Raw genomic sequence first — 21,415 nt, 5'->3', positions numbered from 1 at the left:
TGTTGTCTCCGTGAGTGGTACAACTTCGTCCCTTCTGCGTCGCATACCTCCACCCCTTCAGATTACCTTGCGAACCACCGGACCGGGCGGCGGAACGTCCGGTCGGCGAAGCGCAGCGTGTAGGGGTCGCAGCGGCGGTAGACGACGTGGCCGTCGGTCCGCGCGAAGAGCCAGCCGAAGTCCCAGTTGCCGGTGGCGTAGCGCATCGGGATGGCGGGCCGCACCCGGACCACAGGATGCGAGCCGACCATCAACAGGTGCTGCTCGGTGTAGTAGTAGGCTGAGCCGGTCTGCACGAACACCTCGTGGGGGAGGGGCGTCTCTCCATCAAGCGCCAGATCATCGCACAGCCCGCTGACGCCGATCTTGAGCGCGCAACCGCCGCGGAAGGCCTCGACCAACTCCTCGCCTTGCACCTGTTGCCAGTCATCCCGCACGCGGTAGCGGAAGACGTCGAAGTCATAGGTGAAGTTATGACTGGGGGCGTTGGTCTCTGCATCCCAGTTGTCGAACGCATGGTAGCGGGGCATGTTCTCTGGTGCGGCCGGGGTGGACGGCCCGCGCGTGCCGCTCGTGGGTTGGCCGTCCAGGTATGGCCGGGCGATGGCCTGCTCGCCGTTCTGGTTGTACATGAAGAACGACATCGAGGGGCGCTCGCCGAAGCCGTGCGGCAGCTCCACCGGCTGGCGCAGGCTCATGATGCCTGCGGCCCAGCGGTTGTCCACGAGGTACGTGACGCCGAACTCCGCGACTTCCTCGATGAGCTCGGCGCTGTCGGACAGCGTGTCAATGTGCTCATTGTGGCGGAAGGCGGTGGCGATACGGAGGTCGGCGGCGTTGCCGATGGCGGCAACGAGGGCCTCGGCGCTGCCCTGAACAGGCTGCCGCGTTTGATCGAGTGTCAGGACGCAGGCCCAGCCGGCCATCGTGTGCTCCTACTGCGTCGCCAGCACGGCCGGCTTGTCGCGGCCGTAGGCGTTGTCGTGGCAGGTCACGTGTGTCTCGCCACCGACGGGCCAGGGGCGGACAGGGCCACTGACTGCTGTATGAGCGAACCAGTTGTGGTGGATGTCAGCCTGCTGCTGGGGCACGCCACGGATGACGATCGTGGCCTGTTCGGAGAGCATGAAGGTGTTGTGGTGGACCTTCATCCAGTCCCCGGCGACGGTCGTGCCGTCCCCGCGGTCGCTCCCGCCGTGCATGTCGAAGTAGTGGCCGTTCGCGTGGCCCATCTCGACGTTGTTGCTCGCTTCGTAGGCGTTGCCGGGCTTGCCCGTCCCGGCGATGGAATGGCGGTTGTAGTCGAAGATGTTGTCCTCGATGAGCGACACCGAGTTCGCCCCGTAGCCGTGGTCCACACCGTAGCCCAACCCGTGATACTGGTTGTGATGGATGTAGTTGTGGTGGATGTGATGGCGGTCGCCGGCGGAGAGCATGAGCGCGGCGTGGCTGAAGCCCGACAGTTCGCAGTTGTCCACTTCCAGACCGGGCTGGTCGGTGAAGATCCCCTCGGAGACCGGGAAGGCGTAGTAGTACGCACTCGCGTCTTTGGCTTCGCGCCCGCTGCTGAAGGAGCGGCGGTGGTGATCCATCCGACGCTTGGGGTCCGGCCCGCGCAGGCGCAGGCCCGTGAAGCGGACGTCGGGACCCAGGACCGTGAACAGCGGGCGCGTCTGGAAGGCGTCAGTGTAGAGCAGGGCGCCCGGTGAGCCGTCCTGCCCCCGGTTGCTCGCGATGGTCACGCCCCCGGGGACCTTCAGCGTGAGCTTCTCGGCATAGACCAGTGTGGTGAAGTCCAGCTCCGCCTGCGGGTCAATGAACACGACCTCTCCCGCCTGCGCCTTGGCCAGAGCCGCGACCAGCTCCTCGGGGGTCTTCACCTTGTGCTGGCCGTCGGTCACGATCCTCGTGTAGCCGGGCCCGCCGCCAATCGGGCCGGTGGCGTCAGGCTTCGCCCCGTAGGTCTGGCCGCCGATCTCCACCCACGTCTGTCCGAGGTCAGGCAGGGGGACGTCGTCTTCGCGAGACAGGGCGGGCAGGACGGCCACTCCCATCAGGAGTGTGGTTGCTGTCAGCCATTGCCACATGGGCGCCTCCTCACGACTGCCAGCTGGAAGCTGGCGCTCCTACGTCAGCCCTCCGGGCCGTCGTCCATGCCATAGGCGGCGGCGATGGCCTGGCGCGGGTCGAACATCTCCTCGATGGGGCCCAGTTGCTGCTCCAGCTCGCACGGCGGCTCGTATGTGTCGAGGTCCTCATCGTCGGCAAAGCCCTTGAGCAGCTCCACCATGTACAGGAACGTGCGCAGGGGGATATCCGGCGGGACGCCGTGGTCCACGGTGGGGATGTAGCCGCCGTACTCGCGTGCGACCTTGTAGCGCCGGGCGACCTCCACGCGGGCCCGGGCCTTGTCGAAGCGTAGCTCGCGCTTGTCAATGCCGCCCTGGATGTAGATGCCGGGGTTCTCGCGCAGGATGACCTCGGGGTCGTTGCCGGCGGCGATCTCAATGGGCTGGATGCCGTCAATCGCTCCGGGGTACATGACCGGCAGGATCTGCCCGTTGTAGCCGTCGGAGTCCATGTCTACGACTGCGACGCCCTTCTCCTTCAGGAACGTGTAGAGGCGCTTGTAGCGCGGCAGCATGAACTCGCGCATGTGGGCCGGAGAGATCATGGACTGGCCCTTGTAGGCCATGTCCTCGTTGAGGATGATGTGATCCACCGTGATGTGCGACAGCGGCTCCTCCAGCAGCTCCATGACGAACCAGGTCCAGTACTCCATCATCTCGTGGATGAGCTTGGGCTGGTCGTAGAACATCATGGAGAGGCCCTCGAAGCCGCACATGTCGCGCAGCGTCCAGTACAGGAAGGGCACCGTGAGGCCGACGGGGTACTCGCTGGCATTGGCCTGCTCGACATACGCCTGCCACCCGGGGCCGTCGCCGACGTGGCGGTACTTGTTGGGGTTCAGGTCCGTCAGCGGGGCGCCATCGCCGCCCGGGCCGGTGCGTTCGGGCGAGTGCGGGTCGAAGTGGGTCTTCATCTCCTCCCACGTGGCCCGGTCCTTGACGAAGTGCTCGATGTAGCTGCGCGTCACAAAACCATCGGTGGGCTGCTTGATGGCGTCCTTGCGCAACACGCCCCAGTGGTCGCGCCACCAGCGGTAGTTGCCCTCCTCCTTGATGACCACTTCTTCCATGGGCGGGACCGGGCCGCAGTAGAGCTTGCCGAGGCCCATGCCGCCGTCGGCGCCGGTGAAGATGTGCCAGTTGCGCTGCTGCTCTTCACTCAGGCCCTGCTTGCGCCAGGCGGCGAAGGTCGAGGCGCGCGGACCGCCAAAGGCATACGGCATGCGGTCTACGGGCTGGTGCTTGGCGATGGCGAGAAAACGTTCGCGAGGGGTCATGGGAGGCTCCGGGGTACGGGTATCGCGAATCTGGAATCGGGAACGGCTAACGGACGAGTTCGGCCAGCAGCTCCTGCGCCTTGTGGCCGATGAAGTCCACGATGGCGTTGGCGATGGTCTCGCCCAGCTCGCGGGAGGCGAACTGGCGCGGGTCCTTGCCGAAGATGCCGGCCGCCCTGCGGCCCTCGTCGGTCGTCAGATCCTCGCCGGCGATCCGCGATAGGTCCACCAGCTCCGGGCGCAGGTACATCAGCAGCGATGTCTCCCAGTGGGCCGCGTGGTCCATCCTGTCCTGGGTGAGGTCGTAGAAGTCGCCCTCCTCCATCGCGAAGCCGGTTGCGCCAGTGTTCTCCTTGATGGCCTCCACGGCCTTCTGGATCGCCGCGCGCTGAGGGTCCACGTCGTGGCCGGTCACACCGATCACGGCTCGGAAGCCGACCTCGACGAGACACTCGAAGATGCGGCGATAGAGCAGTTCGGTGATGGTCGCACCCAGTCCGGACGACGTCCAGGGGTGCCAGGGCTCCAGGAACCCCCAGTAGGTCGGCGGCACCACCACCCCGCCGTACTTCTCGGCGGTCATGCGCAGGAGGGTGTCGGCCTTGAGCGTGTCATTGCCCAGCGGCAGATGCTGGCCGTGCCATTCGAGCGAGCCGAAGGCACAGTAGGCCACCGGGAAGGCGGCTACGGCCGCATCGAGTTCGTGCGGGAGCATCTCTTCGTAGCGGACCCTGGGCATGGTAACTCCTCTCACGGCGTGCCTTGCAGGCGTGCATTGGCCTCGGTCAGGGACTGCAACTGATAGGCGCGGTCCCCCTCGACGGTCACCGTATACGTGTCCTTCTGGTTGCCGCCGAAGGTCCACAGGGCGGCCAGCGGCACGCCCTGGTCCTCCAGGGCCTTGAGCAGCTCCCGGAAGGGCGCCTCGCTCTTCTCCGGCGGCCCGGGGGCGCCGAACTCGCCGACGAAGAGCGGCTTGCGCATGCGCTTCGCTGCCTGGACCGCCATCGGCAACTGCGGGAGGGCGCTGGGGTAGATGTGAACGCTGACGAGGTCAACCGGCGCGGGGTTGTCGGCGATCGTCATCTCGATCTGCTGCTCGAGCGTGTCCGGCCCCCACGTCTTCTCTGTCCAGTTGTGCCACGCACCAGCGCGGACGACACTGTCTCCTGAGCTGAGGGCGCGGTAGGGGTCGTACTTGCGCACCTCCTGGCCGAAGGGGGCGAAGACGGTGCGGATGATCTCGTAGGTCCACTCGTCCTTCTCAGAGCGGGCAACGGCGGTGCCGAGGTTGGGCCAGACCGCCGGACGGTGCTCCCTCGCGTTGGGCAGGTTCGCCCCCAGGTTGTACTCGTTGGCGAACTCCCAGGCCCAGATCGCCGGGGAATCCTGGTAGCGGGTCACAACGTCACGCACGTAGCGGCGCATGTACTCCTGGGTCCTGCTCTGTGGGTTCCCCCACTGGTCGCAGGTCTCCCCGACGAGGTCGCAGACAGTCGGCGTGTGCCAGAACAGAGAGGGAATGAGACCGACGCCATGCTGTTCGGCAGACCTCACGATGAGATCCAGGCGGCGGAAGAACTCGGTCGGGTCGTCGAGGTAGAGCCGGGCGTCTTTGGGCCAGAAACCGCAGGCGATGAAGCGCACGAAAGGTACCTTCGCAGCGGCCAGTTGCTGGAAGCCGCTATCGTAGCCCGTCCAGTTCTTGTCGGCGAGCAGCTTCAGGAAGACATCGTACCAGTTGACGCCGTAGCCGCGGTAGGGCTTGCCGTCCTTGAGCAGGCGGCCTTCCTCATCCACGTGCAGGCCGTAGGGCTGGGCCAGCGCCGTGGCCACGGGCAGCAGCAGCAAGGCCACTACGAGTAGCCGCGCCATCGCGTCAGTCTCCCGTGCACAGGTCGCCGTAGATCTCCGGGCGCCGGGTCTGTAGGTTGAAGCAGCAGCCGGTGCGCCGGGCCTCGTAGGCTCGAGCCTTCAGCCGCGCCACGACCATCTCTTCGGTGAAGCGCTGGGTCTGCGACTCGGCGATCACGTCGCCGTTGGGGTCGAAGACGAGGATGCCGCCGGCGTGGTTGGTCTCGGGCTCATCACCGGCGTGGCCGACCTGGTTGTTGGCGATGACGAACATGCCGTTGTCGTACGCCCGGGCAGTGTAGCACTTGCGCCAGACGGTCTTGAGGGGAGAGATGCGTTGGGCCTGGCGGCGGGCAGTGTTCGGCCAACTGCCGCAGCGCGCGGCGTGGGGCATTAGGTACACTTCGGCGCCCCGGAGCGCCGCGATGCGCGCCACCTCGGGGAACATGTTGTCATAGCAGATGCCGAGGCCGAGCACGCACTTGCCCAGGTCGAGCACGACGACCTCGGCGCCGGTGCGGAAGTGGAAGTACTCGTCGGCGGACATGTGCAGTTTGCGCTGCTTGCCGACCAGGCCGGCCGGGCCGACGACCACCTGCGTGTTGTACGCAATCCCGCGATCGCGTTCGGCCAGGCCGAAGCTGATGAAGACCTCGCGCTCGGCGGCCAGGTCCAGCAGACGGCGCGTGCTGGGACCGTCGGGCACGGGCTCGGCGGCGGCCCAGACTGCGCCCGCGCACCAGTGGCCCGTGATCCCCAACTCCGGGAAGCAGATCAACTCGGCGCCGGCATCGGCGGCCTCGTGCGCCAGGCGGACATGGTTCGCCAGGTTCTGCTCCACTGCCCCCAGCGGGGCGTTCGTCTGGATCGCCGCGATCGTGAGGTCTTTCACGGATCACCGCCCGTACATGTCGGCAATCAGCGCCTGGTGAGTCTGCAGGACGACCCGTCGCTTGACCTTCAGGGTGGGAGTGAGTTCGCCACCCTCCACGGTGAAGTCCTGCGTCAGCAGTCGGAGGTCGCGGATCTTCTCGAAGTCGGCCAGGTGTGCCGTCAGGCGGCGGACCTCGTGGCGGATGAGGTCCTGCACGGCCTGGTGGGCAATGGTCTCTTCGGGCGTGTCGGGCAGCGACAGACGCTGCGTCTGCGCCCAGTGGCGCAGGCGCGCGAAGGCGGGCACGATCAGCGCCGTCGCGTAGCTCTCCGAATCGCCGAGCACGACCGCCTGGGTGACGTACGGGCTGGTGCACAACTGCATCTCGATGGGCTGGGGCGCCACGTTCTTGCCGTTGGTCAGCACCAGCAGGTCCTTGAGGCGGTCGGTGATGCACAGGCAATCCCCGCGCATCGCGCCCACATCGCCGGTGTGCAGCCATCCCTCGGCATCGAGGGCCGCGTCGGTCTCCTCCGGCAGCTTGTAGTAGCCCACCATCACGTTGGGGCCACGGACGAGGACCTCGTCGTGTTCGCCCAGCGCCACCTCCACGCCCGGCAGCGGTGGGCCGACGGTGCCGACCGTCACTGCACCAGGGCGATTCACAGCAACCACGGGCGCTGCCTCCGTGAGCCCGTAACCCTCCAGCACCTCAAGTCCGAGCGACTGGAAAAACTCGTTGAGGTGCCTCGGCAGCGCCGCCGCCCCGGAGACCGCGTCCTTGCAGCGGTCCAGGCCGATGGCCTCACGGATCTTGCGCAGCACGACGCGGTCGGCCAGGCGGTACTCGGCAGCGACGTGGGGCGGGACCGTGCCATGGGCCAGCAGATGCCGCAACCGTCGCCGGCCGACGGCCATGCCCCAGGCGATCAGACTCCGGCGCCACGGAGGCGCCTTCTCGATGCGGTCCACGAGGGCGTCATGGAGCGCTTCCAGAAAGCGCGGGACCAGGATGAAGTAGGTGGGGCGGACCTGCGGCAGATGCTCGCGCAGGCGGCGGAGACTGCCGCAGTAGTACACATGCGCCCCGCAACTGAGCGGCAGGTAGCAGTCGGCCGTGCGCTCGAAGACATGGTTGAGCGGGAGGACCGAGAGCAGCACATCGTCGGGCTGGAACATCAGCACCGCCTGGCACTGCTCGACATTGGCCACGAGGTTGCGGTGGGTCAGCATGACGCCCTTCTGCCGACCCGTCGTGCCGCTGGTGTAGATGAGCGAGGCCAGGTCCGTCGGCCGGGCGGGCAGGGGGTTCTCCACCTCCGGCCCCGCCCTCTCGACGACATGCTCGAAGGACAGCACGTCGGCGCCCTCGGGCGGCTCGCCGTCCAGCAGGACGATCTGCAGGTCCGGCATGTTCTCGCGGATGGTCAGCGCCTTCTGCAGCAGTTGGGCGTCGCCGACGAGAATGAGCCAGGCGCCGCTGTCGGCGAGGATGTACTCCATCTGCGCCGGGGGGAGACTGGGGAACATGGCGGTATTGATCGCCCCGGCCGCGAGGATGCCGAAGTCGGCGATGACCCAGTGCGGCGAACTCTCCGCGGCCACAGCCACGCGGTCCCCGGGCTTGACGCCCAGACTACGCAGCCCTTGGCCGAACCGTCGGACCAGGTCCCACAGCTCGCCGTAGGCGATGGTCTGCCATGTCCCGTCGTGCCAGGAGGACAGCGCCGGGCTGTCGTGATGCGCCCGGGCGCTGCACCGCAACATGTCAATGAGTGTCAGCGCGTTGCTCTCGTCCATGGGAACCATCGCGCCTACTTGCTCGTCGCCCGGCGCCGCCAGAGCTTCTGACAGGATCGGAAGTCGGCATCCGTGACGAGTTGCCCCAGGGCCGGCGTGAGCTTGACGCTGACCACAGGCGTGGTCTCATAGCCGCCGCGCCGGAATGCCTCATAGGTGGGGATGTAGCCGACGCTGTCGTTGGCCAGCTCGGCGACGAAGGTGAACGGGAAGGGCGACCACTGCTTCATCTGCAAGCCCCATTCCACGAACAGCTCCCCCGGGGCCGAACAGAACACGGCATCGCCGAAGCGCACGACCTGCGTCTCGACGGGCCGCGACCCCCGCGGGTCCCAGTCCTCGTACCACGCCAGTAGCGTCTTCTCAAAGAAGTTCGGCTCGGGCTTGGACCGGGCCTCCGCCACACGCTTCTCGACTACGTCCGGCCAGTCGAAGAAGGGGACATCGAGGATCTCGCCCTCGACGTCTACTGTCTGGTCCACGCTGGGCAGCGCCTTCTCGGCGATGTTGAGCGCCTTGCCGCCCAGGGCGCGGCCGATCTGTGTGGACTTCGCATTACCCTTCAGCGGCCAGGGCCGGTCCATCAGATAGGGGACGTGGTTGATGTTGCCACACGCGCCATTGACGAACAGCACGATGGTGTCGGGGCCGTAGGCGGCGCGGATGGTCTCGGTGATGACCGCGGGGTAGTCGGCGGAGATCAGGTTGCCGCTGGTCACGTCAATGTGCAGCGAGTAGTTGACGATGACGGCGAAGGGGTCGTGCCCCTCTTCGGCAAACGCCAGCACACCCAGCTCGGGGTCAGTCGGCCCGGCCACGCCGGCCAGGTGGTCCAGGTCCGGGCCGGGGCCGAACTGCTCGGAGCCGTCGCGCATACGGAAGCGGCGGTTGTAGGCCAGGCCCTCCTCGTGATCGGTCCCGATGCGCAGCGCGCACGGGCGGCGGTTGCCCGCGGCCTCGATGGCCGCCGCGGCGATGCGTGCGGGCAGGCCTGCGAGGTAGTCCTCATTGACGGGGATGAGCCGGCCCCGGCGGACCTCCGGGCCGGTATGGGTATGGGTGCCGCAGATCAGTAGCCGGTTGCCGGGGATGCCGGTGGCCTGCTCGAAGACCTCACGCGCCGGCTGCACCAGATCAGCCGGCGGGCCGATCACATCGCAGGCGACGATCCCCACGGCCTGGTCGCCCTCTCCGGCGATGACGGCCTTGGCCTTCAGATCGTAGATGACGCCCTCGGAGATGCGGGGGGTGAAGTAGCCCGCCAGGGCAGTGCCCACGGGCGGAGTGATGACGCTCTCGGCAGCGCCGACCATAAGCTCAGACATAGAAACCCTCTCCAAGTCGGAATGCGGTCAGGCAGTTCGCTCCGGGGGAGGGGGAGACCTGCTACGAGGTGCGCGGTTGCCCTGCCGCCTGGAGTTGCGTCAGGGCCTCCCGGGCGGTGTCGAGGAGAATCTGTAGCGCCCCTTCGTCCGTCACGGCATAGCCCTCCGGGTCGGCCTCGTAGCCCCCGCGGGCGCGGCTTTCGGGCCAGAGCATGTAGCCGCACTCGTCATTGGCAAGCCCCACCGCGCGCGTGAGCGGGAAGGGCGAGACCTCGGCCAGACGGGCGCCGAAGCTGAGCTGCGGCTCGCCCGGGATGGCCACCAGCGCCAGGTCGCCCAGCCGCAGCGCCTGCAGCAGCGTGTGGAAGCCCCCCTCGGCCGCCAGGCGCGGCCAGATGTTCGCGCGCGCGGCGGCGTTCCGCAGCACGTGCGGGTGCGCCGGGAGGAAGACCTCCTGCGAGGCCACGCCGAGGGGCACATCCGGCGAGGTCTCCGCCCGCGCGATCTGCTCGAGGACGCGATACCCCAGGATGTCGCCCAGGATCGGCAACTGGTCGGCCTGCGTGCGGCCGCGCAGGGGGACCTCGAAGGGGGTGTCCACCGTGCCCTGGCAGCCATTGAGGAGCAGACAGGGCACGCCGGGGTGCGTGCGCTCCACGAGGTCAGCCGCATAGCCGAGGAAGTCGGGGATGGGGTGGGCGGTGAAGTGCGCGACGGCGGCAAGGGGTGTCCCGTTCACGCCCTCGACACGGAGGACGGTCAGCAGGTCATCGAGCGGCTCCTCGGGACCGACGGTCTCGGGGTCCGTGGCCCAGCCCCAGAACTGCGGCCAGGCCCGGCGGAGCGTGATGACGCTGCCATCGCGGCGCAGCACCCGGCGCACGCGCGAGACACCCGGCAGGTGGCTCGTCGCGACACCGAGCGTGGCAGGCTGGAGCGGCAGGGCCTGCCGCGCGGCCTCCGCGGCGGCCCGGGCCAGGCATTCGGCCAACTCCGCCCGCACGGGCGGCTCGCCCGAGTAGACCGCCCACGGGCCGCTGTGGACATGCGTGCAGGCGATGAGGATATGGGGCGCCGGGACAGCGGCGGCCTCCGCCACCGCGGCGCGGATGAGGTCGGCCTCTTCGCGGCGCAGGCAGATGACTGTCAACGACACCAGCGCCAGTCGCGTCTGCCCGTCGTCCAGCACCAGCACGCGCACCGCCAGGGAGGTGCCATCCGTCGTGGTGGGGCCGTCGGGCAGGTTCAGAGGCGCTTGCCGGGCGCCGGCTTGCAGGCTCATGGGGGCTCCCTCTCAGCGGTCCGCGCGGTAGCTGCCGCCCAGCTCCTCCGCCACGGCCTGCGCGATCAGCGGCTTGTGTAGCAGATAGCCCAACTCGGCCACATGCAGCGCCTGCGCGCCGCTCCGCTTGACGATCTGCAGCTCCCGGTGGATCCGCCGGCTGGAGCGGTAGTTGCGCTGCTGGCGGGCATCGAAGCCGATGAACGGCGCGGCGCAGTGGTCGCGGTAGCAGCGGTGCTGGTCGCGCACGAGCTGCTCCGTCAGGCTCTGCACGCGCTCCAGCGACCAGTGGGGGCGGAAGAACCACGAGACCGTCTGGCCGACGACATCTATGTCGGTTCCGTGGCCATAGTAGGGGCGGGGGCTGAACCACGGGTAGATATGGATCGTCAGGTCCAGTTGCGGGTTCGTCTGGCGTGTGACGGCGGCCATGTCGTTGATGAAGCTGACCAGCGTCCACTCCGCCACGACGTCGCCGGCGTAGCGGTCAGTCGTGCTGGGGTAGGCGCGGAGATAGGCCGCGACCTGCGCCTGGCACACCGGGCAGTAGCAGCGGCGGTAGTTCTGAAAGCCGGCAGCGTCGAAGGCGAGGCCGTCCACGGGAAGCTGCGCGAACTTGCTGACCATCTGGCGGAAGTACTCGCGCGCCTCGGGCTGGTTGTAGCACGGCAGGCGGCTCGTGAAGACCTCGCCGCGTTCCACCGGGCGTCCGCCGTACATGTAGTCTTCAGGGAGCGCCTGGGCCGCCCGCTCCTTCTCCTCGGGCAGGATCACCTGTGCCCACTCCGGCCTGCTGTACGAGAACACGGTGGAGTAGTAGAGCTTGATCCCGCGCTGGTGGCACTGGTCGCGCATGAACCCGATCAGCGCGGGGGGCGGGTACATCATCAGCGCGTTGAAGCCCAGGGCCTGGGCGCTGTCGGCGATGCGGACGAGATCGGCCTCGGTCTTCTTGGGTAGCGACCACTCCCAGACGCCGCGCCACTGCAGGCCGTCGGCGTGGAGGGGGAGGGAGGCGAGGATGAGGAGGGGGAGGGTGAGGCGCATGGTATCAACTCCCGTGGGTAACGGCCAGCGGCAGCGGCTGCGGGCAGGATGCCCGCGGTCCCAGTAACGGCAACGGCTTATGCGTAGAGGCCCTCGGCGCGCCATATATCCAGCATCAGCTCGTAGCGCGACAGGCGCATGCCTGTGTAGATGCAGTTGCTGGTCGAGAAGATGTAGCCGCCGCCGGGCATGCCGTGCTTGAGGGCGTAGCGGCAGCTCTCCCGCACCTCGTCCTCCGTGCCTGTGTCCATCAGGCCGCAGTTGACGTTGCCGATCAGGCAGACCTGGTCGCCATACAGGCGCTTCACCTCGGCGAGGTCCACGCCGGCCTGGGGGTCTAGCGAGTGCAGGGCGTGGGGCCGGCACTGCACCAGTTGGTCCAGGATCGGCATGATGTTGCCGTCGGTGTGCTTGATGACGTGGAAGCCGAGGTCGCGTTCGGCCTGGATGAGCCGGGCCAGGTACGGGGTGACGAACTCGGCGAACTGGCCGGGGCTGAGGAAAGGCCCGGTGTTGAGGCAGTAGTCGGCACACAGCGCGAAGCCATCGAGGCCGCCGTGGGCCGCGAGCGCCTCGGCGTTGCGGATCTGGTTGTCCACCATCGCCTGCGCCCCCGCCTTCAGCCCCGCCGGGTCGTCCACCATCCGGTACGAGAAGTCCGTCATGCCCTTCCCGCTGGGAATCCCGTACGTCGCGTCCCCGTGCATCATCAGGAAGTAGCGATCCCCCGACAGCTCCCGCACCGCGTCAATCAGGCGCCGCGTGACCTCGGGCCGCGCGGGGTTCGGGTGCAGGAAGATGGCACTGTGCTCGTAGCGCTCCGCGGTCGCCACGTGGAGGCCCGCCATGTCCCGGAGGTGCAGGTCGCGCTCCTGCTCCTCCATCTGGTCCCACTGCCCATAGGCGCGGTGGCTGGGATGGACCTTGCCGAAGGCCTCCATCGTCAGGAAGAAGACCAGCTCGAAGTGGGGCACGAGGCCTGCAAGCGGATGGCGGTTCAGGGCGGCGATGAAGCGTTCGCGAGGGGTCATTGTCGAGTCTCCGTGACTGATGCGCGCAGATGAATCTCGCCGACAGCTTCACCGCTTAGTCGCCGAGACGATGGTAGTCAGGAGAGCGTTACACTCTTGCTCCCTGTCGGGCACTGGCACTGGCTGTACTACCTCACAATCCAAGTCCCGCAGCCATGCGATGTATCTCGCCGCCTCGACCGGGTACTGCTGCACCAGATGCGTCCCATGATCCAGGCATTCGGGCGTTTGTTCGAGTGACAGCACGAGGCGGCCCGAGGACTTCAGTGAGGTCACGATGTTGCTCAGTGCTCGTTGCTTGTCCTGAACATGAAAGAAGGTCCAGACGCTGTAGGCCAGGTCGAAGGCGTCCGGGCGTACGAAGTCCACGACATCCTGAAGCACATAATCCACCCGCCGGTCGTCGCACAGGTTGGCTCTAGCCAGCGCCAGAGTTCTCGGCGAGACATCGAGACCGGTGACCGTTGCGCAGCCTCGATCCAGCATCTTCCGGGCAACGCGGCCTGTGCCGATGCCGACCTCCAGAACAGCCTTGCCGGTCACATCCCCGACCGTGTCCCAGAACTCAGGCCCATCCGCTTGCGCCAACCAGGCTGCGACCTTCGGCGGATCATGGAACGGATCGACCATCTTCGGCCGGTCTGGATCGGCAAAGGCCTCCGCGAGATACTCATAGTGGGCAGCCACATCCAGGCTGGGCTTGGCCATGGTCTCTTCCCGTTTCCCTGACGTCCGTCGCCGCTTCTCTTACTGAGGTTTGTACAAGTAGGGAAACAGGCCGTGGGTGTTTCGTTACATACCCAAACCTCAGTAGTTACACACCTTGTCATCCCACTGCCCATAGCTGCGCTGGCTCGGATGGACCTTGCCGAAGGCCTCCATGGTGAGGAAGAAGACCAGCTCAAAGTGGGGCACGAGGCCCGTGAGCGGCTGGCGGTTCAGGGCGGCGACGAAGCGTTCGCGTGGGGTCACGAGAAGCCTCCTGTAGCGGCGCGATTTGTCGCGCCCCGGAGGCGCGTGATGGCAGGGATCGGCGCGATGAATCGCGCCGCTACCTGAAGAAGCGGTAGCGGATGATGGCGATGATCGCCTGCACGGCGTCGCGCCAGCCGATCTTCTTGCCCTCTTCGTAGGTGCGGCCTGAATAGGAGATGGGGGTCTCGTAGATGCGCAGGCGCAGCCGCGAGACCTTGGCTGTGAACTCCGGCTCGAAGTTGAAGCGGTTGGACTTGAACTGGATGCGGTCGAGGATCTCCCGGCGGAAGGCCTTGTAGCCGACCTCCATGTCCGACAGGTTCAGATTGGTCAGCATGTTCGAGAGGGTCGTCAGGAAGTGGTTGGCCACCGAGTGCCAGTAGTACAGCACGCGGTGCGGCCCGCCCAGGAAGCGGCTACCGAAGACGACATCCGCCTTGCCCTCCAGCAGCGGCTCGAGCACCGTGGGGTAATCGTGCGGATCGTACTCCAAGTCGGCGTCCTGGATGATGACAAGGTCCTTGGTGATTGCGGCGAAGCCGGTGCGGAGGGCCGCGCCCTTGCCCTGGTTGCGCTCGTGGGAGAGCAGCGTGAAGCCATACTGCTTCTGCAGCTCAACCAGCAAGTCACCCGTGCCGTCCGTGGAGGCGTCGTCCACGACGATGACCTCGGAGGGGAAGGGGCTGGCGTAGACGCGGGCCAGGATCTCCCCGATGGTCTCCTGCTCGTTGTAGACCGGGAGCACGACGCACACGGTGGGCTTGGCGGCAGTTGCTGCGTCAGTCATGGGCGCTCCGAAGTGTGGCTGTGGTATGAGGCTCCGTCTCGCACAGACGCCGGCTAGAGGGCGGCCAGCCAGGCGCGGAACAGCTCGGCGTAGATGGCGATGACCCGCCGCGGCTCCTCGCTGGCGCTGGCTTCCAGCGACAGGTAGCCGCTGTAGCCGTCCCGCTTGAGCATCGCCATCAGCGCCGCGTACGGGTAGCCGTTCTCCAGGTCGTGCATGTGCACGTGGCGGATGTGTGTCTTGACCGGCTCGTAGAAGTTGGCGATGGGGCCGAACTTCATCTCGCGCGGATCACAGTTGTGCACGATGCCCACGCGGGGATGGTCGGCGAGGCGCACGGCGTTGAGCGTATGCTCCCACCAGTAGAAGTCGCCGTGCATCTCCAGGCAGACATCCACATCGCGGGTGGCGCCGTGCTCGGCGATGCTGCGCAACGCCGCCCCCACGTTCTCCACGACTTCGGCCTTGCTGATCCCCTCAGCGGGGAAAGCGTTGCCGAAGACGCGGATGCGCGGGGCGCCGACATCGGCCGCCAGGTCCACGTAGCGCTTCGCGCGGTCAATGTCCTCCTGGCGCTTGGCGGCCTCGGGGTACTCGAAGCGGCAACTGGTGGCCACGCAGGCGACGGCCACCCCGGCGTCGGCGCAGCGCACGCGGATCTCGGCGCGCTCCTCAGCGGTGCGCTCCAGCTCGACACCGTGCTTGTGGTCGAGTTCGGCGCGGAACTCCACGCCCGGGATGTCCGCGTGCCGGCAGATGTCGAGCACCTCGGACAGCTCCATGTCCTTGCCCAGCAGGTATGTGAGGAGACTCAGCTTCATCTCAGATCACCCGTTCCCCGAGTCGGCGTGTGAGAGCGACCGGGATAGTGCCTGACAGCAGTGCAGGCTAGGCCTTCGCGTCCTGTCGTGCCGCTGCCCACCGCAGCCCATTCTGTATGGCAGACAGGCAGATGTCAATCGCCGTATCGGTGTTCATCACCAGCGCGTGCGCCCCGGTGCGATTGCCGGACATCTCGATGAGAATCGCGGCGGGGATGCCCTGCTGCGAGCCCTGGCAGACCAGGTGCGGCGTGTCGCCGAAGGTCGTCGCGCGGTCCATGTTGACCTGCTGGTACTCGGTCGAGTACGGTCGCTGGGTCAGGTAGCGGTTCTTCCAGCGGCGCCGTACATCCTGGTGGATGGCGCTCATCAGCTTGCGGTCGCCATGGCTGGTCTTGCAGAAGATATAGTGGGCCGTGTGGAAGTCCAGCAGACACACCGGCCCGACCTCCTCCATCAGCCGCATGGCGATCTGTGTCTCGGGCTCCGAGGCGGGCAGTGGGCCCTTGTAATCGAAGTCCCAGGGCTGATAGACGTCGTCGCCCCCGACGTAATCCTCCCAGCCGCACGGGAAGTTGCGGTTCACGTCCACACCGTTGGCGTTGTGGCGGAAGTCGTGGTCGTAGCCGTAGGGGTTCAGTTGCGGGACGACCTTGAGGTAAAAGTCCTGCAGCGACAGGCCCTCAGGTGGGTCCTCGGCCAGCAGTTCCATCAGGTGCAGCAGGCCGTAGCCGGCCTCCCATTCCCAGCCGTGGATGCCGTTGAAGAACAGGAAGGCAGGCTTGCGCCGGTCGCCGATACTGAGGCTCGCCAGAGGCCGCCCGTCGCTGCACCGGCCCTCCTCGGTGTAGGTCAGCGCCTTGTGCCGGGCGGCCAACTGCTGCATGTGGACGAGCAACTCGCCATAGGGCAGCTTGCGCGGGTAGTGCTTGCCATAGTGGACCGTGCTGCCGATGAGGTTGCCCAGAAACAGGTACTTGTACGTGCTGCCGTACGAGTCGAAAAACGGCTCTCTAGGGCTAAGCATGTCCAGAGCCATGATGCGTCCGGGCCCCACGCGCTCCTCCGTCAGCACTGCGCCGGCATTGAGGGTCGAGACGCCGAGGATGCTGAGGTTCTCCCGCCCCTCCAGGCCCATGATCTGCCGCTGGTAGTACTGGTTCTCGTTCTTGTCATTGCCGACGGCGCCGGAGACCTTGCCGAACCAGGCGGTCACATCGCCGACCTCGAAGCCCTCGGTGAGGTCGCTGCGGCGGCAGAGGCGCAGGCCGGGCATGTCGCCCTCGGGGACAACCGACTTGCGCAGGGAGGCGCCCAGAAAGTAGGCGTACTCCGCCAGACACGACGCGACCGTGCCGCCGGCCGCGGCGAAGTCCCGGACGGCAGCGTAGTCCAGCTTGTCGAGATTGCGTCGCTGGGTCACCATCGTCACGACATAGCCATACTTGCGTAGCACCGACAGGCTGTGGCCCTCGGTGGTGAAATCCAGGGCGGTGACGCGGTTGGGGTAGAGCAGGGCCAGGTGCTGGGCGAACTGGTTGGTGGGGCTGTCGGACAGCAGCAGGATGCGTTGCTTGCCGGGCATGTGGTCTCGCCTCATGGGAAGCTGGTGATGCGTGAGGACCGCTTCGCCGCGCGGGCCTGCTGCTCCTCTTGCGGAAGGACTCCCGGAGCCGACGCCGAAGTAGCACACGGGGGGCAAAGCGGCCGCCTGAGGCCATCAGGAGTGCGGACATGAACCGGCGCCAGTTCATCAACGTGCGCTCGCCGCTGCGCATCGACTTCGTGGGCATGACGGACTACGTCCCGGCTTGCCAGGCCTTCGGGGGCGCCATCGTCAATGCCACGATCAACAAGTACATCTACTGCACCCTGGTGCAGCGCTACGACCGGCGGATCGTGCTGCACGCCCCCGACCGCGACGACAAGCGGGTGGAGATCCCTGACCCCGCAGCACTGGACGTACATGGTGAACTGGGCCTGGCCCAGGAGATCATCCGGCGCTTCGACCTCAAGCACGGCATCGAGATGACGACCTACTCGGAGATGCCGGCCGGCGCCGGACTGGGCTCCTCGTCCACGATCACCACCTCCATCATCGCCGCGCTGGACGCGCTGACGGGCCGGGGCATGACTGACCACGAGATGGCCGAGATGGCTCGGGAGTGCGAGACGGTGGCCCTGGGGGTGACATATGGCTGGCAGGACCAGTACTCGCCGGTGACCGGTGGCGGGGTGAAGTTCATGAAGTACTGGCCCGACAGCGTGGGCTGGCATGTGGAGGTCAACCATGTGCTGATGCCTCCGGCCTGGCTGGCCGAGTTGGAGAAGAGCATGGTGGTGTGCTTCTCGGGGATCAGCCGGCCCGCCAAGGTCATCCTGGACGCGGTCGCCGAGGGCTTCGAGGAGGGCCGCCCCGGGGTGGTCGAGGCGCTGCAGAACATGAGCGCCCTGTCGCAGGACATCCGGCAACGTCTGGCGGCCGGCGAGATCGCCGAGATCGGGCTGCTACTGTCGAATGTCTGGGAACAGCACAAGCGACTGCACCCGGAAGTGACCAACGAGCGGATTGAGCAGCTCTACGATATCGCCACGAAGGCCGGCGCCACCGGCGGGCGGGTGTGTGGCGCCGGTGGCGGCGGGGCCATGCTCTTCATGGCCGCCCCCAACCGCGAGTACGCCGTGCGTACCGCGTTGCGCGACGCCGATGCCCGCATTTTCGACTGCTCGGTAGACCAGCAGGGACTGCTGATCTGGTAGCTGCACCTACAGGAGGGAGGCAAGCCTATGAAGGTCCTGAAGGTTGCTGCCATCGTTGCTCTGGGGATGTGTCTGGCCGGCTGTGGCGGTGGCGGGAACGCTAACCTGTCCGACGATCCATTCGAGGCCACGGTCCGCGTGGATGGGGGCGGCCTGGGTGGCACCATCAACCTCGCCCTTGGGGAGACGGTCGAGGTCGCGCTGGATGAGAACCCCACCACGGGCTTCACGTGGCACTGCACGTGGGTGCCCGAGGCGGGGCTGACCCTCGCCGGCGACACCTATGTGGCCGATGCCGCCAGCCCGTGGCTGGTCGGCGGGGGAGGCACGCGCTACTTCCTGCTGCAGGCCGCCCAGGAGGGGCAGGTCGTGGTGACCTTGCAGTACGGACGCTGGTGGCCGGGCGGCGAGGTCCAGGATCCGCAGACGCTGACCATCAACGTCGTGCCCTAACGCCCCGGGGCGCGTGACGCCCGGATGGCCTGAAGGCCCCCAAGCCTCTACCAGGAGACCCCCATGTCCAGGACTACGCTGCTGGTTGCCCTTCTGGCGGCTGCCTCGCTGGCCGCCGCCGATGTCGTCATCAAGGCGCCCACCGCCACGGTCACGCTGAGTGACGAAGGCCTCTGGAAGTCACTGCAGGGCGCTGACGGGGCCGAGCTGTGCGTGGCGGCGGCCAATCTGCCCATCGCCCAGGTCAGCACCGCCAGGGGCAGCGGGCCCTGCTCGTCGGCCCGGTTGGCCGGCGACACGCTGACCCTCGGCTTCGCCAAGACGGGCACGGAGCTGACGTATGAAGTGACACCGTCGGCTCACTGGCTCGTCCTCAAGCTCGTCGGGGTGTCGGGCGAGCGGCCCACGAGCCTGACCCTCTGCCAGATCCCCGTCAACCTCACCGAGAAGGTCGGCCGGCGCCTGAGCGCAGCCTATGACGCGCAGCGCGCCGTGTGCCTGATGGCGGCCAACCACCAGGCGGACTGCGGGGCGGCGCGGGGCAAGGGTGTCTCGACCCTCCGCGCCCAGACCCAGGACGCTCCCGGGCCCAAGATCGAGGGGGCGGCTTGCGCCCTGATCGTCTGCCCGACCCCGCAGCTCAAGCCGATCCTGCGCGAGGCCTCGCACGCCTTCGGGCTCCTGACCAACGAGGACGCCAGCGGCACGCCGGCCAAGGACACGGAACTGCGGCGCGGCTCGTACTGGTTCATGACGCTGGGCGAGCAGGACGCCGAGAAGATAATCGAGTACTGCAAGCTGACGGGCTTCAGGCAGGTCATGATGGGCTCGGGTTCCTGGTGCCGCCACGTGGGGCACTACACGTTCAACGAGACGCGCTTCCGCGACGAGCAGGCGCTGAAGGCCTTCGTGGATAAGCTGCACGCCGCCGGCATCAAGGTGGGCATGCACTGCTTCGCCTCGAAGATCAGCAAGACCGATGCGTACGTCACGCCCGTACCCGACCGGCGCTTCTGGGTGGACCGTCGCACGACGCTCGCCGCCGGCATCACGGCCGACCAGAGCGAGATCAAGGCGGGTGATCTAGGTCATTGGCCTGGCAGCCCTGTCGCCACGCAGAAGCTGTGGGAGGGCGGGGTGGCCAAGCACCGCGAGGTCATCCTGGATGATGAGATCATCCAGTACGAGAGCATCGGCCCCGAGGGTGTCTACGACACTTTCCTGGGCTGCAAGCGCGGGGCGTGGGGGACGAAGGCCGCCGCCCACGCGTCCGGGACCGAGGCCCGCCACTATGGCGTGGATGGCTGCATCAACGGCTACATCGTGGACCAGGAGACAACGCTACTGGATGAAACGACCAGCCGCCTGGCCTCGATCTTCAACAACTGTGGCTTCGACATGATCTACTTCGACGGCGGCGAGGACGTGGACCGTACGCGCTTCAACACCTATGTCTCCAACTTCCAGGGGACACTGATGCGCAAGATCACCAAGCGCCCGATCATCCATATGGGCACGATCATGACCCATCTGCTGTGGCACTCCTTCGCTCGCAGCAGCACCGTGGATGTCTACCTCGCCACGCTGCACGGGGCCATCCAGGCCGGGGCGCAGATTGACAAGTGGCCCACCGTGCGCGAGCACATCAACAAGTCCGTGGCCTACATGCTGTCCGTCGGCGAAGACATGATGCCGGGCGAGCTGGGCTGGTTCGGGATCTGGCCCAAGCAGAAGAACACCGACGGCCTGCAACTGGACGAGATCGAGTACCTGATGTGCAAGTCGCTGGGCCACGATGTCCCGATCTCGCTCGAGACGGGCTTCGGCCAGATGGAGCAGCACCCCCTGACGCCCGGGGTGCTGGAGATCGTGGGAGCCTACGAGGACCTGCGCATGAACCGGCGCGTGGATGAGCAGACCCGCCTGCGCCTGCAGGAGAAGGACCGGGACTTCGCACTCGTCGTGGACGGGAAGCAGCGCCACTTCGTGCCGGTGACGCCCTTAGCGACCATCGCCGGCGGTCATGACTTGCGCGGGGCGATCGGGGCGCTGGGCGGCGGCTCCGTCGCGACTCTGTGGCACTATGTCCGCGAGGCGGACCTGGCCCTGCCGTTGACCCCGCAGCAGCTTCGCGTGGTGGACGTGGCCGGCCAGCCGGTGCCTGTCCAGGCACTGAATGGCAAGCTGCGCCTGCATGTGGGCAGCCGGCGACTGGCGCTGATCTCGACGCTGCCGGCGGCCCAACTGCAGACGGCGCTGGAGACGGCCGAGGCCATCCATCGGCCGGTGCAGTGCCTGTGGATCCAGGCCGAGAGCGGCAAGCTGGTGGGACAGATGACCCTCGGCAGCAAGGCCGGGGTGTCCGAGCCGGGCGCCTTCGGGGACTTCGTCGTCTGCGCGGCGCACCCGAGTTTCGACCGGGCCCAGGAGTGGTACGCTGAGTACAAGGTGGACATCCCGCACGAGGGCATGTGGACGCTGTGGTCGCGCGTCATGTATCCTGGCGGGGGCGATATGTCCTTTGGCCTGTGGCTGCCGCCCGAGCCGCTGTCGCTCGAAGGCGGGAAGGCAATCGGCAACTGCGGCATCGGGGTGGACAAATGGCACTGGACGGGCCGCGGCGGCGGCTCAACGAGCGAGGCGCCGGGAGCGCCCATCCGCCTGAAACTGCCCAAAGGCCCGTTCACGTTCCGTGTGGTGGCCCGGGAGGGGCGCGGCACGGCCGCCGTCAACCCGCGCCTGGATGCACTGCTGCTTACGGACGACGGCGACGAGCCACCGGCTGACGAGGTGGCCCGGGCAGCCCTGTAGTGGGGTCCGGGCGAGCCTTCGTGGCAACATCCCGTCCCACGGGGGGACAGGACGCCAACAAGATGCGGTTGTGACGGAACATTTCGCCGTTGCCGGCGGTCAGAAACCACGAGCGGCAGCTTCGTGCCTGGGCTGTCCCGATGCCGCGTGGCGCCAGGCTCGGGCTGTCGCAAGTCTTGTTCTTGAGCA

The 21,415-nt window shown here is 67.1% G+C and carries 19 protein-coding genes; 3 read left to right on the top strand and 16 right to left on the bottom strand.

What is annotated here, in order from left to right; translation table 11 throughout:
• Nucleotides 1-62: 62 nt before the first annotated feature.
• The 16 genes from LLH23_04600 to LLH23_04525 form a co-directional block, all read right to left on the bottom strand.
• On the bottom strand, nucleotides 63-926 hold the full coding sequence (locus LLH23_04600) for a hypothetical protein (GenBank protein MCE5237754.1): 864 nt from the start codon (nucleotides 924-926) through the stop codon (nucleotides 63-65).
• Nucleotides 927-935: 9 nt separating this feature from the next.
• Complete coding sequence (locus LLH23_04595) at nucleotides 936-2,087, bottom strand: hypothetical protein (protein MCE5237753.1); 1,152 nt, start codon at nucleotides 2,085-2,087, stop codon at nucleotides 936-938.
• 44 nt (nucleotides 2,088-2,131) lie between these two features.
• Nucleotides 2,132-3,406 carry a hypothetical protein gene (locus tag LLH23_04590; protein ID MCE5237752.1) on the bottom strand — a complete coding sequence of 425 codons (1,275 nt, stop codon included), beginning with the start codon at nucleotides 3,404-3,406 and terminating at the stop codon, nucleotides 2,132-2,134.
• Between the two features lie 46 nt (nucleotides 3,407-3,452).
• Nucleotides 3,453-4,145 carry a creatininase family protein gene (locus LLH23_04585; GenBank protein ID MCE5237751.1) on the bottom strand — a complete coding sequence of 231 codons (693 nt, stop codon included), beginning with the start codon at nucleotides 4,143-4,145 and terminating at the stop codon, nucleotides 3,453-3,455.
• Nucleotides 4,146-4,156: 11 nt separating this feature from the next.
• Nucleotides 4,157-5,281 carry a cellulase family glycosylhydrolase gene (locus tag LLH23_04580; GenBank protein ID MCE5237750.1) on the bottom strand — a complete coding sequence of 375 codons (1,125 nt, stop codon included), beginning with the start codon at nucleotides 5,279-5,281 and terminating at the stop codon, nucleotides 4,157-4,159.
• Between the two features lie 4 nt (nucleotides 5,282-5,285).
• Complete coding sequence (locus LLH23_04575) at nucleotides 5,286-6,152, bottom strand: hypothetical protein (GenBank protein ID MCE5237749.1); 867 nt, start codon at nucleotides 6,150-6,152, stop codon at nucleotides 5,286-5,288.
• A gap of 3 nt (nucleotides 6,153-6,155) precedes the next feature.
• A complete protein-coding gene (locus tag LLH23_04570; protein ID MCE5237748.1) occupies nucleotides 6,156-7,934 on the bottom strand; it encodes a long-chain fatty acid--CoA ligase in 1,779 nt (592 codons plus the stop codon).
• A 14-nt stretch (nucleotides 7,935-7,948) separates the two neighbouring features.
• Nucleotides 7,949-9,259, bottom strand: coding sequence for a hypothetical protein (locus LLH23_04565; protein ID MCE5237747.1), 1,311 nt, complete (start codon nucleotides 9,257-9,259; stop codon nucleotides 7,949-7,951).
• Between the two features lie 61 nt (nucleotides 9,260-9,320).
• Entirely contained in the window at nucleotides 9,321-10,541 is a 1,221-nt protein-coding gene (locus LLH23_04560) for a hypothetical protein (GenBank protein MCE5237746.1), read from the bottom strand.
• Between the two features lie 12 nt (nucleotides 10,542-10,553).
• The gene (locus LLH23_04555) at nucleotides 10,554-11,588 is read right to left on the bottom strand and encodes a hypothetical protein (GenBank protein MCE5237745.1); all 1,035 of its coding nucleotides are present in this window, start codon (nucleotides 11,586-11,588) and stop codon (nucleotides 10,554-10,556) included.
• Between the two features lie 77 nt (nucleotides 11,589-11,665).
• On the bottom strand, nucleotides 11,666-12,619 hold the full coding sequence (locus tag LLH23_04550; GenBank protein ID MCE5237744.1) for a uroporphyrinogen decarboxylase family protein: 954 nt from the start codon (nucleotides 12,617-12,619) through the stop codon (nucleotides 11,666-11,668).
• A gap of 48 nt (nucleotides 12,620-12,667) precedes the next feature.
• Entirely contained in the window at nucleotides 12,668-13,327 is a 660-nt protein-coding gene (locus LLH23_04545; protein MCE5237743.1) for a methyltransferase domain-containing protein, read from the bottom strand.
• 99 nt (nucleotides 13,328-13,426) lie between these two features.
• The gene (locus LLH23_04540) at nucleotides 13,427-13,591 is read right to left on the bottom strand and encodes a hypothetical protein (GenBank protein ID MCE5237742.1); all 165 of its coding nucleotides are present in this window, start codon (nucleotides 13,589-13,591) and stop codon (nucleotides 13,427-13,429) included.
• A gap of 79 nt (nucleotides 13,592-13,670) precedes the next feature.
• Complete coding sequence (locus tag LLH23_04535) at nucleotides 13,671-14,381, bottom strand: glycosyltransferase family 2 protein (protein MCE5237741.1); 711 nt, start codon at nucleotides 14,379-14,381, stop codon at nucleotides 13,671-13,673.
• Nucleotides 14,382-14,434: 53 nt separating this feature from the next.
• Entirely contained in the window at nucleotides 14,435-15,202 is a 768-nt protein-coding gene (locus LLH23_04530; protein MCE5237740.1) for a sugar phosphate isomerase/epimerase, read from the bottom strand.
• A 67-nt stretch (nucleotides 15,203-15,269) separates the two neighbouring features.
• Nucleotides 15,270-16,787, bottom strand: a complete 1,518-nt coding sequence (locus LLH23_04525; protein MCE5237739.1) for a DUF2817 domain-containing protein — start codon at nucleotides 16,785-16,787, stop codon at nucleotides 15,270-15,272.
• A gap of 149 nt (nucleotides 16,788-16,936) precedes the next feature.
• Between LLH23_04525 and LLH23_04520 the strand changes: the two genes are divergently transcribed.
• From LLH23_04520 to LLH23_04510, 3 genes are all read left to right on the top strand, one after another.
• The gene (locus LLH23_04520; protein ID MCE5237738.1) at nucleotides 16,937-17,962 is read left to right on the top strand and encodes a hypothetical protein; all 1,026 of its coding nucleotides are present in this window, start codon (nucleotides 16,937-16,939) and stop codon (nucleotides 17,960-17,962) included.
• 27 nt (nucleotides 17,963-17,989) lie between these two features.
• Nucleotides 17,990-18,415: a protease inhibitor I42 family protein gene (locus LLH23_04515; protein MCE5237737.1), complete on the top strand. Its 426-nt coding sequence runs from the start codon at nucleotides 17,990-17,992 to the stop codon at nucleotides 18,413-18,415.
• A 63-nt stretch (nucleotides 18,416-18,478) separates the two neighbouring features.
• Nucleotides 18,479-21,226 carry a hypothetical protein gene (locus LLH23_04510; protein MCE5237736.1) on the top strand — a complete coding sequence of 916 codons (2,748 nt, stop codon included), beginning with the start codon at nucleotides 18,479-18,481 and terminating at the stop codon, nucleotides 21,224-21,226.
• The last annotated feature ends 189 nt before the right edge of the window (nucleotides 21,227-21,415 follow it).

It is taken from the genome of bacterium, from assembly GCA_021372615.1.
Lineage (GTDB): Bacteria > Armatimonadota > Zipacnadia > Zipacnadales > UBA11051 > JAJFUB01.
Note: the sequence above shows the minus strand (reverse complement) of the source record. Positions and strands in the feature narration are given on the sequence as shown.